This window comes from Vibrio sp. YT-16, assembly GCF_033337405.1.
Lineage (GTDB): Bacteria > Pseudomonadota > Gammaproteobacteria > Enterobacterales > Vibrionaceae > Vibrio > Vibrio alginolyticus.
In genome coordinates this window covers 1-14,505 of sequence record NZ_JAWOQQ010000021.1, presented here as the reverse complement: position 1 = coordinate 14,505, position 14,505 = coordinate 1, and the positions used below count along the sequence as shown (strand labels likewise).

Genomic DNA, 14,505 nt, shown 5'->3' with positions numbered 1-14,505 from the left:
ATTCAAACCATTATTACAACGCACGGTACTTATCTCTCAGTCTCTGACGAACCCACTCCGCAAGCGCGTTTACTGCAAACGTAAACACAAACAAAATCAATGCAGCTAGGAACAGCAGGCGATAATGCGAACTTCCAACTTCCGACTCTGGCAACTCAACGGCGATGGTCGCCGACAGGCTGCGCAATCCTTCCAAAATATTCCAATCCATTAATGGCGTATTGCCCGTTGCCATTAACACAATCATGGTTTCGCCAACAGCGCGTCCCAGGCCCATCATAATGGCAGAAAAAATACCTGGGCTTGCAGTAAGCAAGACAACATAGATTAAAGTTTGCCAAGGCGTGGCCCCTAATGCCAAAGAGCCATCCGATAAATGCTTCGGTACAGAGAAAATAGCATCTTCGGCAATGGTAAAAATCGTCGGGATAACAGCAAACCCCATCGCTAGCCCCACCACCAATGCATTGCGTTGATCGTAACCAATACCATGCTCGGTTAAGAATAAGCGCATATCGCCACCAAAGAACGTCTGCTCAATCGTAGGCGAAATCCACACTCCAAGCCCAATCAGTACCAATATGACAGGCATGAGCACTAAAGCATGCCAACCATTAGGCAGACGATTCCGCAAAGGTTGCGGTATTAATGCCCATAGCCCGCCCATAATCATGGTGCTCAAGGGCAAAACAAACAGCATAACGACGATCGTAATCAGGTGATCTTCGACAATAGGCGCGAACCACAATCCCGCGAGGAAACCAATGATCACCGTCGGCAGTGCTTCCATTAGCTCAATCGACGGTTTTACTACACGACGCATGCGTGGCGACATAAAGTAAGCCGTATAAATAGCACCTAGCACTGCGAGCGGTACTGAAAACAGCATCGCAAACATCGCCGCTTTTATCGTTCCAAACGCAATAGGTACTAGGCTGAACTTAGCCTCAAAGTTATCGCTCGCCGAAGTCGATTGCCACACAAATTCAGGCTCAGGATACCCTTCGTACCACACATCTTGCCATAATGAAGACAATGAAATTTCCGGATAGGCATTGTCCACTTCCGCAACATTTAACGCATTATTTTGCCAAGTGATTAAGTAGCGTTCATTGTTAGACATTGCTGCGATTGCGGGCGCTTGATTGTACGCACGCTTAAACAACACCAGTTTTTCACTGGTTGTATAATGGCTTTGCAACGTGCCGTTGGTGTAAAAGCTATAAAATCCTTTTCGATGAGAATCCGGCAACAAATACTTAAGCTCTGATGCCAATTTAAAATCACGAATATGCGTTAACGTGCGTTTTTCTTCTTGCAGCGTATCAAACCATTGCGACACCCGACCATCGTTGTGCGTCACCAAAAGCGAGTAAGCACCAGCCAATAAGTCTATCGTACGAACGGAATGCTTCTTATCACCTTGAGTGAGATCGACCACCTCTCGCACAGCAAATTTACGTGCGGTTTTCTTTAACACGATCAACTCAGAGCCATCGCGCAAATAAAGCGTTTCACCGTCAGGTGTCAACAACATTTGCTGAGGCGTATTAAAGCCTGAAGAGAACGTAAAATCGATCGTTGTAGGAGGCGTACCCAAAGACGAAGCCACTTGCCAGCGAGCTTTCACTTCACCGCTTTGCTTCTGCCAAACAATCGTTGGTAAGGGCGTCGAAGCTGCAAATACAAACTGAGTCACAGGATCTTGAGGCGTACTTAGTGTCAGATCCATGCTGGTGTCTAGCTCAATCACTTCCGGAGGACGTGTATTTTCTCTCAATGTAGCATTAAATTCTGGCTTGAAAAGGTTCGCTTTACCCTGCCCATCAACAAATCCATACCAACCTAGCCCAGGAGCAGATTGAGAGAAAGCGACGGGTTTCTGGACGATTTGCTGTGTATACACCGCAGGTTTCGTAGGATCGTCCATCGACAAATATTGAATCTCACCACTTTGGGTTAGAACGAACGCGAGCTGAGCGTAATCATCCACTGAAATCGCAAGTGGTGTTTCAATATGAGTGGCTCGAATGGCTTGGTTGGTTTTGATCTCCGCATCAGAAAAAAGCGGAATGATCACCATGGCGAGGTAGACAAAGATCAAAATAAGCGCCGCGAGTACGCCGACACCACCGGATGTCACTGCAAGTCGAACTAAACGATCTTTTATCAGTCGTTTCTTATCTTTTTCCTGCAATGAAAACTCGGCTTGTGCCATTTATATCTCTACCTTTTTTGACTTAGTACTAGAATATGTCGTTAAGATGACAATTATATTACAGATCACATTAAACACCTGAAAAGAATACAACTCTTATGCAATGCGTGGTATGAAATAAATCTGTAATGAAAATCTCATAATGTTCTCACTCATCCATTTTTCCAAGATGAGTACGTAATACTTCACTTTTGGCTAGGTAAGGTTATGAGCGCAGAAAAACTATATATAGAAAAAGAGCTGAGTTGGTTGTCTTTCAACGAACGAGTATTACAAGAAGCTGCCGATAAAACCGTCCCTTTGATCGAACGTATTCGCTTTCTTGGGATCTTTTCCAACAATTTAGATGAATTTTACAAAGTACGCTTTGCGGACGTGAAGCGCAGAATCCTAATCAGCCAAGAGCGCGGTGGCAGTGATAGCCCTAAACGACTGTTAACCAAAATGCAGTCGAAAGCACTAAAGCTTAACGAACAATTTGATGAGCTTTACAGCGAGTTGATTCGAGAAATGGCGCGACGTCGCATTTTCTTGGTCAACGAGCAACAACTGGATGAATCGCAACAAAAGTGGATCGCGAAATACTTCCGTAGAGAGGTAATGCCGCATATCACTCCCCTCCTAATGAAAGACGAGATCGATGTTCTGCAATTTCTCAAAGACGAGTACGCTTACATCGCCGTAGAACTGCGTAAAGAAGAACATTACCAGTACGCTCTGATCGAAATTCCGACCGATCACCTTCCCCGCTTTGTGATGGTACCAGAACAGAAAGGAAAGCGTCGAAAAACCATCATCTTACTTGATAATATTATCCGCCACTGTTTGGACGAGCTGTTCAAAGGCTTTTTTGATTATGATGAGCTTAGCGGCTATGCGATGAAAATGACGCGTGACGCTGAATACGATTTACGCAATGAAATCGAGTACAGCTTGCTTGAACAAATGTCAGAGGGTGTCAATCAGCGACTGACAGCAAAGCCCGTTCGCTTCGTCTACGAACGCGATATGCCGCCTCAAATGTTAGAGTTTCTGTGTAACAAACTTAATATCTCTAACTACGATAATCTTATCCCCGGCGGACGCTATCACAACTTTAAAGACTTCATCGGGTTTCCAAATGTTGGACGAGAATATCTTGAAAATAAACCTCTCCCGCCAATGAAATGTGCCGATTTCGAAGGTTATGCCAACAGCTTTGACGCGATTAAAGCGAAAGATATTCTGCTCTATTATCCCTACCACACTTTTGACCACATTAGTGAGTTAGTGCGCCAAGCCTCCTTCGATCCCAAAGTACTTAGTATCAAGATTAACATTTATCGCGTCGCGAAAGATTCTCGCTTGATGAACTCTTTAATTGATGCAGTGCACAACGGCAAAAATGTCACTGTGGTCGTCGAACTGCAAGCTCGCTTTGATGAAGAAGCCAATATCGAATGGTCAAAAGTATTAACCGAAGCGGGTGTGCACGTCATCTTTGGTGCGCCTGGTCTTAAGATTCACTCAAAGCTACTGATGATTAGCCGCCGCGAAGGTGAAGAAATTATTCGCTACGCACACATCGGCACAGGCAACTTCCATGAGAAGACGGCACGAATTTATACCGACTTCTCCCTGCTTACGGCAGATCAAGAAATCACTAATGAAGTCCGTAATGTCTTCGGTTACATTGAGAATCCATACCGACCAGTGAAGTTCAATCACCTTATGGTATCTCCTCGTAATTCTCGAACCCAAATCTACCGCTTAATTGATAATGAAATTGCGAATGCCAAGCTAGGGAAAAAAGCCGCTCTTACGATCAAGGTCAATAACCTAGTCGATAAAGGCATCGTCAATAAGCTTTATGGAGCAAGTACTTCCGGTGTAAAAATAAACATGATCATTCGAGGTATGTGCTCATTAGTACCGGGCATTGAGGGGATCAGCGACAATATTCGCATCATCAGTATTGTTGACCGCTTTCTTGAGCACCCTCGCGTGGTGATCACCCACAATGATGGCGATCCGCAAGTTTATATCTCCTCCGCAGACTGGATGACAAGAAATATTGATCACCGTATCGAGGTAGCAGTACCAGTCCGTGATCCACGTTTGAAACAGAGAATTATTGATATAACGAATATCCATTTTACCGATACAGTAAAGGCTCGTTTGATAGATAAAGAAATGAGTAACGCTTACGTACCACGAGGTAATCGCAAAAAAGTTCGCTCTCAAATCGCTATCTATGACTATCTTAAAAATATAGAAAAGCAAACTAGAAAACAAAATTCAGATGTCTCAAATACTTGAACAAGATACTCGCTACATTGCCGCGATAGACCTCGGCTCAAACAGTTTCCATATGGTGGTGGCCAAAGTTGTCGGCAGTGACCTACAACTGGTTAGTCGTCATAAACAACGTGTTCGCTTAGCATCAGGACTCGACAGTGAATTGAACTTAAGTCACGCCGCAATGGAGCGTGCGCTAGAATGCTTAGCCATGTTCGCTGAGAGGCTGCAAGGGCTTGATGAGTCAAATGTACGTATCGCCGCCACACACACACTAAGACGCGCTAAAAATGCCCACCTTTTCATCGAGCGTGCGAAAGAAGTGATGCCTTTCCCAATAGAAATTATCCCTGGAGAAGAAGAAGCCCGCCTGATTTACTTAGGCGTCGCGCACACTCAAGTAGAATCCAACTCCAAACTAGTCATCGATATCGGAGGCGGCAGTACCGAGATGATTATTGGACAAGAATTTGAGCCTGAACTTCTCAACAGTAAACAGATGGGATGCGTCAGTTTTACAGAGCAATACTTTAAAAACGGCAAACTGTCAGGAAAAAACTTCAGCAAGGCGATGTTAGCTGCCGAACAAAAACTCGAGTCCATCGCTTCAACATATCGTAAAAAGGGCTGGGATATTGCTCTCGGCTCATCAGGAACCATCAAAGCGATTCAAGAAGTGCTAGTAGGATTAGGTTTTGAAGATGGCCTGATCACAGCGAATCGACTGGATACACTTATCGAAACTCTGTGTAAATTTGATTCAATTGAAGATATTGAACTGACTGGTCTAACAGAAGAACGTAAACCCGTATTCGCAGCAGGCGTAGCGATTTTGTCCGCGATTTTCAAAGCGCTTCGCATTGAGCAAATGTTTTTCTCCGATGGTGCTCTACGCGAAGGCCTGTTGTACGAAATGGAAGAACGTTTCGCACGCTCCGATATTCGCATGCGCACCACAGAAAATTTAGCCAACAAGCACCGAGTCGACTTAGAGCATGCCGCTCGTGTTAAGGGGCATGCACGTGAGATGTTATGTCAGGTACGCTCTGAACTAGGCATTAAGAAAAAGAGTGAGTTATTTGACTTACTAGAATGGGCAGCGTTGCTTCATGAAGTCGGATTAAGTATCAACTTGCGTAGTTTCCATCGCCACTCTTTTTATATTCTGTTGCACTCCACCCTACAAGGCTTCAACCGTGAGCAGCAATTAGTGCTTGCAACATTAGCTCGCTTCCAGCGTAAAGCGCTCAAATTGCAAGAACTACCAGATTTCAACCTCTATAAACAGAGTGACGTTATAAGCCTCATCAAAATATTACGACTTTCTATCGTATTAAATGGGCAGCGTAATGAAGATCCATTGCCTGATATCACCTTATCTATCAAAAATGACGAATGGATTCTCACATGCACAGATGAAGCATGGCTAGAAAACAATAAATTACTTCACGCGGATTTACAGGAAGAACAAGAACGTTGGGACAGCGCGAAGTGGACACTCACTTTCTGATCTCGTACAGTCCATACCTAAATAAAAAGTCGGCTTACAGGCCGACTTTTTTTAACTCTTCTTCTGCAAAGTCTGCCGTAATGGGCACATAACCATCTTTCTCAACCAACGCTTGTCCCTGAGCAGAAAAGATAAAGCGAATAAACTCAGCTTCAATTGGTGTTAATGGGTAATCAGGGTGCTTATTCACGTAAACATATAAGTAACGTGATAGTGGGTACTTACCACTAACAATATGTTCTCGCGTTGGAGTCACGTAGTCATTTCCCATTTTAGCCACAGGGACTAAGCGCACGCCTGCCACTCGATAACCGACACCGGAATAACCAATTCCACTGATGGTTGACGCTACAGCTTGCACAACTGACGCGGAGCCTGGCTGCTCGTTAACTCGAGTCTTGAAATCGCCGCCACACAAGGCATTGCTTTTGAAGTAACCATAAGTTCCAGAAACGGAGTTACGACCAAACAACTGTACGTTTCGCTTTGCCCACTGTGATTCAAGACCGAGTTGCTGCCAGTTTGTGACAAATTGACTTTCACCACAGCGCAGAGTTGCAGAAAACAAAGCATCTAACTGACTAAAGTTGAGCCCTTGAATTGGATTGTCTTGATGGACAAAAATACCGATAGCATCGATGGCTACCCTAAGCGCCGTTGGCTTGTAACCATGTTCACGTTCAAACGCTTCAACCTCTCTTAAACGCATAGGACGGCTCATGGGACCAAACTGAGCTGTTTGTTCGGTCAATGCTGGGGGAGCAGTGGAAGAGCCAGACGCTTGGACTTGCGCATTAATATTCGGGTAAATGGATTTAAACTCTTCCACCCAAAGTGTTGTCATGCCTGCAAGTGTATCGGATCCAACAGAGAGCAAATTCCCGACAATCCCAGTCGTTTTATGATAATTCGGCAATGGTTTATCTTGAGCGATAGCCATACCGGAACAAGCAAGAGCCAGGAGACTGAACACTTTTGCGACTCTTAATGCCATTATTTCACCACCAAACGTTCAGGCAATACAAAAGAAAACTTACTGCCCACGCCCACTTCACTGTGAATTTCCAAATGAGAATCATGGTGGCTCAGCGCATGTTTCACAATAGCCAACCCTAACCCACTCCCTCCGGTATCGCGTGATCTTGCTTTATCGACGCGATAAAAACGCTCAGTAAGTCGATGGAGGTGCTGAGGCTCTATACCATCACCACTATCCTCCACCTCTAAGCATGCGCCTTGAGAGGTCTGGAACCAACGAACATTAATGTTCGCGCCAGGCGGTGTGTATTTGACAGCATTATAAACGAGGTTAGAGATAGCACTACGTAACTGGTCATCATCGCCCAGTACGCGTAGGCTAGCATCAACATCAAATTTCAATTTATGTTGATTGTCCCCACTAAGGCTAACTGCCTCTTTTTCTAACACTTCAAGCATCGCAGGCACATTCACGACTTCCTCAAGTTCATGCATAGGTGCCGCTTCAATTTTAGATAGTGTCAGTAGTTGGTTCACCAAACTGTTCATGCGGTTGAGCTGCTCCGTCATGACACCATGAGCTTTGCTCCACATTGGACCCACGACCATATCAGGGTCTTCAGTCATCTCCAAATAACCTTGTAGCACCGTCATTGGTGTACGCAGTTCATGAGATACGTTGGCAAAGAAGTTGCGACGCATTCCCTCAAGTTGTTTTAATTGGCTCACATCACGCACTACCATCAAATGTTCACCTTCGGTATACGGTACGATACGTAGTTCTAGCATGCGTTCGACATTGAGTGGTGAACGCATTTCTAATGGCTCTGAGAAGTCTTTCTTGTTGAGGTACTTGATAAAATCAGGTGTACGAATGAGATTGGAGATAGGTTGACCTGAATCTTCTGGCCAATGGAAGCCCAGTAAGTGCTGAGCCAGCTTGTTGCACCAAACAATATTGCCTTCAGCACGGAATACCACTACCGCATCGGGTAGCGATTCTGCACCATTTCGGAATCGACGAATAAGATTAGTAAGCTCTTTTCGTTTGCGGCGTTGGCGCTGTTGTAAGCGATACAACCCATTGAACAAAGATTCCCAATTACCGCTACCAGATGGTGGCGTGAGGCGTTTTTCATCCCATAACCAAGAAGATAAACGTACTTGGTTATGCAAATGCCACACAAGCTGCAATGCCGTAGCAGCCAAAAGCAACCACGGCATATAACCGAATATCCAACCTACTATCACCCATGGGGTGTAAAAAAAAGCCAGCTCCCAGGCCAGCTTTTTCCACGTTAATCTTTCAACCACTCATAACTCCAGAAATGGTACCGATAAGCTGCGTGTTAATTTATGCCTTCGTCGAGAAGCGGTATCCAGCACCACGAACAGTTTGGATCAGCTTATCATGCCCTGCAGCTTCCAATGCTTTACGCAGGCGGCGAATGTGAACATCGACTGTACGGTCTTCGACATACACGTTGGTGCCCCAAACATTGTTTAATAGCTGCTCACGGCTGTATACGCGTTCTTGATGCGTCATGAAAAAATGAAGCATCTTAAATTCTGTAGGGCCCATGTCTAATGGCGCATCATTAGCCGTAACACGGTGCGATACAGGGTCAAGCTTCAATCCCTGTACATCAATTACATCTTCTAGTGCAGTCGGAGTAACGCGACGAATGACCGCTTTTAAGCGTGCAACCAACTCTTTAGGAGAGAATGGCTTAGTAATGTAGTCATCCGCACCAACTTCTAAACCACGCACTTTATCTTCTTCTTCACCACGAGCGGTAAGCATCACAACTGGAATGTTGCGCGTTAATTCCTCTCGCTTCATATGTTTGATGAAGTTAATGCCACTACCGCCTGGTAACATCCAATCCAGTAAAACTAAATCAGGGAAGGGTTCAGCCAGTTTGGTTACTGCAGTATCGTAATCTTCCGCTTCTACCGCTTGGTAACCTTTCTGCTCAAGTACGAAGCACAGCATTTCGCGAATAGGAGCTTCGTCTTCAACAACCAGAATCCTTCTAGACATAATTGAGTAACCTTATGTTCGTTGAGCTAATGAATTTAAGAGACAAAGCGCCTCTCTATGCATAAGCATTATCACTACCAATTATGACACTTTTGTGACCTTTGAAAACAAATTTTCATATAACTTTCTTTTGAGGTTCATTCGGATATTTTTCATTTCTATTAAGACATCAGCACAAAAATTCCCTATGATTAGTCCCTTGTCATCAAGCCTAGAGAAGATTTATGTGGTTTAAAAACTGTCTGGTATACCGCGTTAACCGCGAGGTTACTTTTAACGCCGAACAACTAGAAACTCAGCTGTCTGAATTCCGATTCACCCCGTGTGGCAGTCAAGACAAACAGAAATTTGGCTGGGTCAGTGCAATGGGTAGACATGGCGATATGATGACTCACGTGTCAGAAAACCGCATTCTGATTTGCGCCAAGAAAGAAGAGAAAATGCTACCTGCCTCTGTGATCAAAGAATCATTGAATGCAAAAGTAGAAGCAATGGAAGCGCAAGAAGGTCGTCCTCTGAAGAAGAAAGAGAAAGACAACCTGAAAGATGACATCGTAATGGATTTACTGCCGCGCGCATTCAGCCGCAGCAGCCACACTCACGTGCTCATCATGCCAAAAGAAGGTTTTATCCTTGTTGATGCAAGCAGCTATAAAAAAGCAGAAGATGTATTAGCATTGCTTCGTAAAACCATGGGTAGTTTACCTGTTGTTCCTGCTATTCCAGAAGTGGCGATTGAAACTACGCTAACCGAGTGGGTGAAAAGCGGTGACACACCTCAAGGTATCAGCATGATGGACGAAGCTGAGCTAAAATCCGTACTTGAAGAAGGTGGTGTGATTCGCTGTAAGAAGCAAGAGCTAACCACTGATGAAATCCGCAACCACATCGCTGCGGATAAAGTCGTGACAAAACTTGCGCTTAATTGGCAAGATCGTATTGAGTTCATTATGACGGAAGATGCAGGCATCAAACGTCTAAAATTCTCTGATGAATTGAAAGATCAAAACGATGATATTCCACGTGAAGATCAAGCAGCTCGATTTGATGCAGACTTCTCTCTAATGTGTGGAGAGTTCAGTGCTTTCCTTCCCAACTTATACGATGCGCTAGGCGGCTTAGCGAATCCTAACGCATAATATTGTATAAAGGTTAACCATAACGCCCTCACTTTTTTTGAGGGCGTTTTTCTATCTGAAGCACAATTACCCTAGTCACAGTTCACATTTTGACGTAAAATTTGCGCCCCATTTCCATTAGGTGGAATTGGCCTGACTTGTGATCAGATAAAAGAGAATTGAGCAATGACAACTGAGAAAGCATTCGTGCCTGAGCTACTATCTCCAGCGGGCAGCCTGAAAAACATGCGTTACGCATTCGCCTACGGGGCAGATGCAGTTTACGCTGGCCAACCTCGCTACAGCCTTCGCGTACGTAACAACGAGTTTAACCACGAGAACCTAAAAATCGGTATCGATGAAGCCCACGCCCTAGGCAAAAAGCTTTATGTGGTATGTAACATTCAACCACATAACTCGAAGCTAAAAACGTTCATCCGTGATCTTAAGCCAATCGTAGAGATGGGTCCTGACGCATTGATCATGTCAGATCCAGGCCTAATTATGATGGTTCGTGAAGCTTTCCCAGAAATGCCAATTCACCTTTCTGTACAAGCAAACGCTGTAAACTGGGCGACCGTTAAGTTCTGGGCAGCGAATGGCGTGGAACGTGTGATCGTTTCTCGCGAGCTGTCTCTAGAAGAAATCGAAGAAATTCGTGAGCATTGCCCTGAAACTGAGCTTGAAGTATTCGTTCACGGTGCATTATGCATGGCTTACTCAGGTCGTTGCCTACTTTCTGGCTATATCAACAAACGTGACCCTAACCAAGGCACTTGCACTAACGCATGCCGCTGGGAATACAAAGTTGAAGAGGGTAAAGAAAACGACGCTGGTGACATCGTAGAGAAATTCGACCCGACTGAAGCACAGCCTGTCGAAGTACAAGACGAGCGCCCTGAAACCACAATTGGTCGCGGCAAACCAACAGATGAAGTCGTTCTGCTTTCTGAAGCGCACCGTCCAGAAGAAAAAATGGCGGCTTACGAAGATGAGCATGGTACTTACATCATGAACTCTAAAGACCTACGAGCGGTTCAGCACGTTGAACGCTTAACTAAGATGGGTGTTCACTCATTGAAAATTGAAGGTCGTACTAAATCGTTCTACTACTGCGCACGTACCGCTCAAGTTTATCGTAAAGCGATTGATGATGCTGTAGCAGGTCGACCATTCGATGAAAGCCTAATGGGTACACTAGAAAGCCTAGCTCACCGTGGCTACACTGAAGGCTTCCTACGCCGTCATACACACGATACTTACCAAAACTACGATTACGGTTACTCAGTCTCTGATGCTCAACAGTTTGTTGGTGAATTCACTGGCAAACGTCGTGGTGACATGGCTGAAGTAGAAGTAAAAAATAAGTTTCTTGTCGGTGATAGCCTTGAACTGATGACGCCAAAAGGCAATATTGTTTTCACGCTAGAGGCAATGGAAAACCGCAAATCAGAGTCTATTGAAGACGCGAAAGGAAACGGTCACTTTGTATTCATTCCAGTACCAGCAGAGCTAGATTTAGAATATGGCCTATTAATGCGTAATCTAAACTCAGGGCAGGACACCCGTAACCCGACTGGTAAGTAACCATGGCCTTGCTCATTACTGATAAATGCATTAACTGCGACATGTGTGATCCCGAATGCCCCAATGGGGCAATCAGTATGGGAGAGAGCATTTTCGAAATTGATCCAGCGCTATGTACAGAGTGTAAGGGGCATTACGAAAAGCCGACCTGTCAGTCAGTGTGTCCAATTACAAAATGCATAATCACTGATCCGAACCATGTCGAAACTGAAGAGCAGTTGCTTGAAAAATTCGTGATTATTCAAGGGTTAGCATAAGAGCAATTAGGTTCAACTTTGACATCAAAGTTGAACCTTTTCTCAACCTGATTTTTCAATAGGGATAATATTGCAGAATAGCTCTTTTTCAAAATGATACTCTAGTCTCTCACGCCAATTCTCCGCTTGAGAAACAGGTATTAAATAAAAGTTTTCTCGGCTCGTATCAGTAACGAAAGCCATCCCATATTGCATCAGCTCATAATGCACATCATTAACAAAACCCGGATCAAGGCGTTGACGCCCAGTCAGGTGATTCACATCCTCTCGAGTCAAAGAGACTCCTTTAGTATCACTGCTAAATCTGTGTCTTAACCACTCTGCAAATTCTTTTGCACAAATCATAGTCATGGTTTTGTCCTTGATTTACTCTTCTAACAGGAAAAGGGCATATCCCTGCCTTACACACTTGTCTGCGTTGTTATCGCTTTTTAGCCAACTGACAGACATATTGCTAAGAAACCAGAGTATCGTGACGAAAGATCTTTTTCTAAACAGAGAAGTTACAACTTACCCATACTACAACTCTTTGTTTAATTTAGATTTCTATAATATGTCCCCAAAACTAATTGGGTTAGTTTTTGTATTGGTACTATTCAATGTAGACAAAAGTATGATGTTTCTCCAGTTTCATAAAAGAGATCACCAAGTACAGATAAACCTGAAGAGTAACACTAATTAGGATTGATAAGCGGCAAGCATTGAGGTGGAACGACTTTTTTTCGTTTGGGCTTAGAGGTTGTTTTTACCCGTTGAGGGGTATCAGTAGGTTTTGCTTTCGGGGCCCAACTTGCAAGCTCAGCACCGCAACCATCACCTACTGGAGGTGGTGCTTGATCAACACAATAGTCGCTCGAATCAGGACAAGATAACCTGACGTGAAAGTGGTAATGATGCCCCCACCATGGACGTACTTTACGTAACCAAGAACGATCTTTGCCGTTTTCTTGCAAGCAAAGTTGCTCCTTAATAACAGGATGTACAAAAATTCGTGCAACATCCTTACTTTTTGAAGCGTACCGAATTAGCTTAAAGTGCCGTTCTTCCCAGCGATGATTAAGTATGGAATAACCTTTTAAATCCACCACACTCATGGGCTTAGGAAGTTGTAATTCGTTATAAGAAAGCGGTTGGTCAGCAAGCCTTAACCAGATATCGATATCTAACCCGGTTTGATGACTAGAATGACCAGAGGAGAACCTTCCACCTCTAGGTAAAGACAAATCACCAATCAACAGAGTGGTGTTGAGATTTTGATGAGCTTTAAGCGCCAGATTTTCAATAAACTCTATCGTTTTAGGGTGCCCATAGTAGCGCTTCGTTTTACTACGTAAGACTTGATAACCAACGCCATCGAGAGGCAAGGGTAATGCACCATCTAAACAACCGTTAGCATAACTACCAATAGAGGAGGAAGAGTTTCGGGTAGGATTAACCGCAGACTCCCAAGGAGTAGAACATACTGAAGCTGAGAAACATAAACCCAAAGTTACAATGAAACTCAGCCTCATAGCCTTTAACCTTTAGTAGTGTTCGCCATTATCGTAATAAGCTTTAGGAGATAAGGCGGAAAAGATAACTGCAACATCAATATCGGCACCAGCGATAGCGCGCACTTGTTGCGTAATAAGCTTGGCAACTTCATCTTGCACTACCTGGCCACGGTCGAACCAAAGCACTTCGACAAAAGGATATGCAGCACTCACCTCACCCTCATTGAAAAACGTAGTGTAGATATACTCAAAAGTAAAATCCTCACGCGGACAGTCCATTAGAGGCTGAAGTTCATCCGTAAGGGGTTTTGATAATGCCTGAACAGCTTGTGGCTCTACAGCACGGAATCGAAAATGTGGCATAAACTTACTTCCTAATTATTAGCATCAATGCATGATGATAACAGGAACCAAGTCAGTAATCATCCAAGCCAATGTAACCACTGACCTTTCAATAGATTGTGAATCAGATGTGCTCGATAACGAAGAAAAAGCGTTATGAAAATTCGAAGGTAAAACAGAAAGAGCAAAGCGATACATCAACATTTAATAATTACATTACTAGAAAATAAAACTATCTGAAGCAAAGGTATGCCATATTCGTTGGATAAACATACACCTGACGTCGAAACTATACGTTAGGAATAAAAGAGCCCCTGACCTAAGCCAGAGCTTATGAACATGGGGGATAGGTGAAGTGGACCAATATCCCGGAGATATGAGCTTTCAATCCCCCCGATACTTTGGTATCAGAGGAATCGACAACTCTTCCAACTAGTCAGCTTCTCTTTTCTTCAGATGCAAAAAAGCCCCAGCATTACTGCTGAGGCTTTAGAGTATGGCAGGGGTGGAGAGATTCGAACTCCCAACACGCGGATTTGGAATCCGCTGCTCTGCCAATTGGAGCTACACCCCTGTAATTCGTGTTTATTGAGACGACGCTCAAATAAGTGGCGGAGTGGACGGGACTCGAACCCGCGACCCCCGGCGTGACAGGCCGGTATTCTAACCAACTGAACTACC

At 44.3% G+C, this 14,505-nt stretch carries 12 protein-coding genes and 1 tRNA gene; 5 read left to right on the top strand and 8 right to left on the bottom strand.

What is annotated here, in order from left to right; translation table 11 throughout:
- Positions 1–13: 13 nt before the first annotated feature.
- The gene (locus tag R7F07_RS22275) at positions 14–2,218 is read right to left on the bottom strand and encodes an ABC transporter permease subunit (protein ID WP_171342990.1); all 2,205 of its coding nucleotides are present in this window, start codon (positions 2,216–2,218) and stop codon (positions 14–16) included.
- Positions 2,219–2,425: 207 nt separating this feature from the next.
- Here R7F07_RS22275 and ppk1 point away from each other — a divergent pair, with 207 nt between their 5' ends.
- Both ppk1 and ppx read left to right on the top strand, forming a co-directional pair.
- Positions 2,426–4,516 (top strand): polyphosphate kinase 1, encoded by a 2,091-nt coding sequence (gene ppk1 / locus R7F07_RS22270; protein ID WP_171342989.1) that lies wholly within the window; start codon positions 2,426–2,428, stop codon positions 4,514–4,516.
- Complete coding sequence (gene ppx / locus R7F07_RS22265) at positions 4,500–6,005, top strand: exopolyphosphatase (RefSeq protein ID WP_171342988.1); 1,506 nt, start codon at positions 4,500–4,502, stop codon at positions 6,003–6,005. Before ppk1 ends, ppx begins: the two co-directional genes overlap by 17 nt.
- Before the next feature lie 34 nt (positions 6,006–6,039).
- Here ppx and R7F07_RS22260 read toward each other — a convergent pair whose 3' ends face one another.
- The 3 genes from R7F07_RS22260 to phoB are packed head-to-tail and all read right to left on the bottom strand — an operon-like array spanning position 6,040 to position 9,027.
- On the bottom strand, positions 6,040–6,999 hold the full coding sequence (locus R7F07_RS22260; protein ID WP_054579024.1) for a PstS family phosphate ABC transporter substrate-binding protein: 960 nt from the start codon (positions 6,997–6,999) through the stop codon (positions 6,040–6,042).
- Entirely contained in the window at positions 6,999–8,297 is a 1,299-nt protein-coding gene (gene phoR, locus R7F07_RS22255; protein WP_005383667.1) for a phosphate regulon sensor histidine kinase PhoR, read from the bottom strand. The genes R7F07_RS22260 and phoR overlap by 1 nt, the downstream gene beginning before the upstream one ends.
- Before the next feature lie 40 nt (positions 8,298–8,337).
- Complete coding sequence (phoB, locus tag R7F07_RS22250) at positions 8,338–9,027, bottom strand: phosphate regulon transcriptional regulator PhoB (RefSeq protein WP_005381752.1); 690 nt, start codon at positions 9,025–9,027, stop codon at positions 8,338–8,340.
- A 224-nt stretch (positions 9,028–9,251) separates the two neighbouring features.
- On the opposite strand from phoB, the gene rdgC reads away from it, so the two are divergent.
- The 3 genes from rdgC to R7F07_RS22235 all read left to right on the top strand — a co-directional run bounded on the left by rdgC (position 9,252) and on the right by R7F07_RS22235 (position 11,989).
- On the top strand, positions 9,252–10,166 hold the full coding sequence (gene rdgC, locus R7F07_RS22245; RefSeq protein ID WP_171342987.1) for a recombination-associated protein RdgC: 915 nt from the start codon (positions 9,252–9,254) through the stop codon (positions 10,164–10,166).
- 165 nt (positions 10,167–10,331) lie between these two features.
- Positions 10,332–11,732 (top strand): tRNA 5-hydroxyuridine modification protein YegQ, encoded by a 1,401-nt coding sequence (gene yegQ, locus R7F07_RS22240; protein ID WP_005381754.1) that lies wholly within the window; start codon positions 10,332–10,334, stop codon positions 11,730–11,732.
- 2 nt (positions 11,733–11,734) lie between these two features.
- Positions 11,735–11,989 carry a YfhL family 4Fe-4S dicluster ferredoxin gene (locus tag R7F07_RS22235; RefSeq protein ID WP_005381763.1) on the top strand — a complete coding sequence of 85 codons (255 nt, stop codon included), beginning with the start codon at positions 11,735–11,737 and terminating at the stop codon, positions 11,987–11,989.
- A 42-nt stretch (positions 11,990–12,031) separates the two neighbouring features.
- Here the strand turns inward: R7F07_RS22235 and R7F07_RS22230 are convergent, their stop codons facing one another.
- From R7F07_RS22230 to R7F07_RS22215, 4 genes are all read right to left on the bottom strand, one after another.
- A complete protein-coding gene (locus tag R7F07_RS22230) occupies positions 12,032–12,340 on the bottom strand; it encodes a hypothetical protein (RefSeq protein WP_005381765.1) in 309 nt (102 codons plus the stop codon).
- Positions 12,341–12,663: 323 nt separating this feature from the next.
- Positions 12,664–13,500: a penicillin-insensitive murein endopeptidase gene (gene mepA, locus R7F07_RS22225; protein ID WP_005381766.1), complete on the bottom strand. Its 837-nt coding sequence runs from the start codon at positions 13,498–13,500 to the stop codon at positions 12,664–12,666.
- 12 nt (positions 13,501–13,512) lie between these two features.
- A complete protein-coding gene (locus R7F07_RS22220; protein WP_104975873.1) occupies positions 13,513–13,845 on the bottom strand; it encodes a DUF1904 domain-containing protein in 333 nt (110 codons plus the stop codon).
- A gap of 476 nt (positions 13,846–14,321) precedes the next feature.
- Positions 14,322–14,398: transfer RNA gene (locus tag R7F07_RS22215), tRNA-Trp, on the bottom strand.
- Positions 14,399–14,505 lie beyond the last annotated feature (107 nt).

What these genes read in the sequence shown, in the direction of transcription:
- R7F07_RS22275 (WP_171342990.1), bottom strand. Translation starts at nt 2,218, where the DNA reads ATGGCACAAGCCGAGTTTTCATTGCAGGAAAAAGATAAGAAACGACTG.
- ppk1 (WP_171342989.1), top strand. Translation starts at nt 2,426, where the DNA reads ATGAGCGCAGAAAAACTATATATAGAAAAAGAGCTGAGTTGGTTGTCT.
- ppx (WP_171342988.1), top strand. Translation starts at nt 4,500, where the DNA reads ATGTCTCAAATACTTGAACAAGATACTCGCTACATTGCCGCGATAGAC.
- R7F07_RS22260 (WP_054579024.1), bottom strand. Translation starts at nt 6,999, where the DNA reads ATGGCATTAAGAGTCGCAAAAGTGTTCAGTCTCCTGGCTCTTGCTTGT.
- phoB (WP_005381752.1), bottom strand. Translation starts at nt 9,027, where the DNA reads ATGTCTAGAAGGATTCTGGTTGTTGAAGACGAAGCTCCTATTCGCGAA.
- rdgC (WP_171342987.1), top strand. Translation starts at nt 9,252, where the DNA reads ATGTGGTTTAAAAACTGTCTGGTATACCGCGTTAACCGCGAGGTTACT.
- yegQ (WP_005381754.1), top strand. Translation starts at nt 10,332, where the DNA reads ATGACAACTGAGAAAGCATTCGTGCCTGAGCTACTATCTCCAGCGGGC.
- R7F07_RS22235 (WP_005381763.1), top strand. Translation starts at nt 11,735, where the DNA reads ATGGCCTTGCTCATTACTGATAAATGCATTAACTGCGACATGTGTGAT.
- R7F07_RS22230 (WP_005381765.1), bottom strand. Translation starts at nt 12,340, where the DNA reads ATGACTATGATTTGTGCAAAAGAATTTGCAGAGTGGTTAAGACACAGA.
- mepA (WP_005381766.1), bottom strand. Translation starts at nt 13,500, where the DNA reads ATGAGGCTGAGTTTCATTGTAACTTTGGGTTTATGTTTCTCAGCTTCA.
- R7F07_RS22220 (WP_104975873.1), bottom strand. Translation starts at nt 13,845, where the DNA reads ATGCCACATTTTCGATTCCGTGCTGTAGAGCCACAAGCTGTTCAGGCA.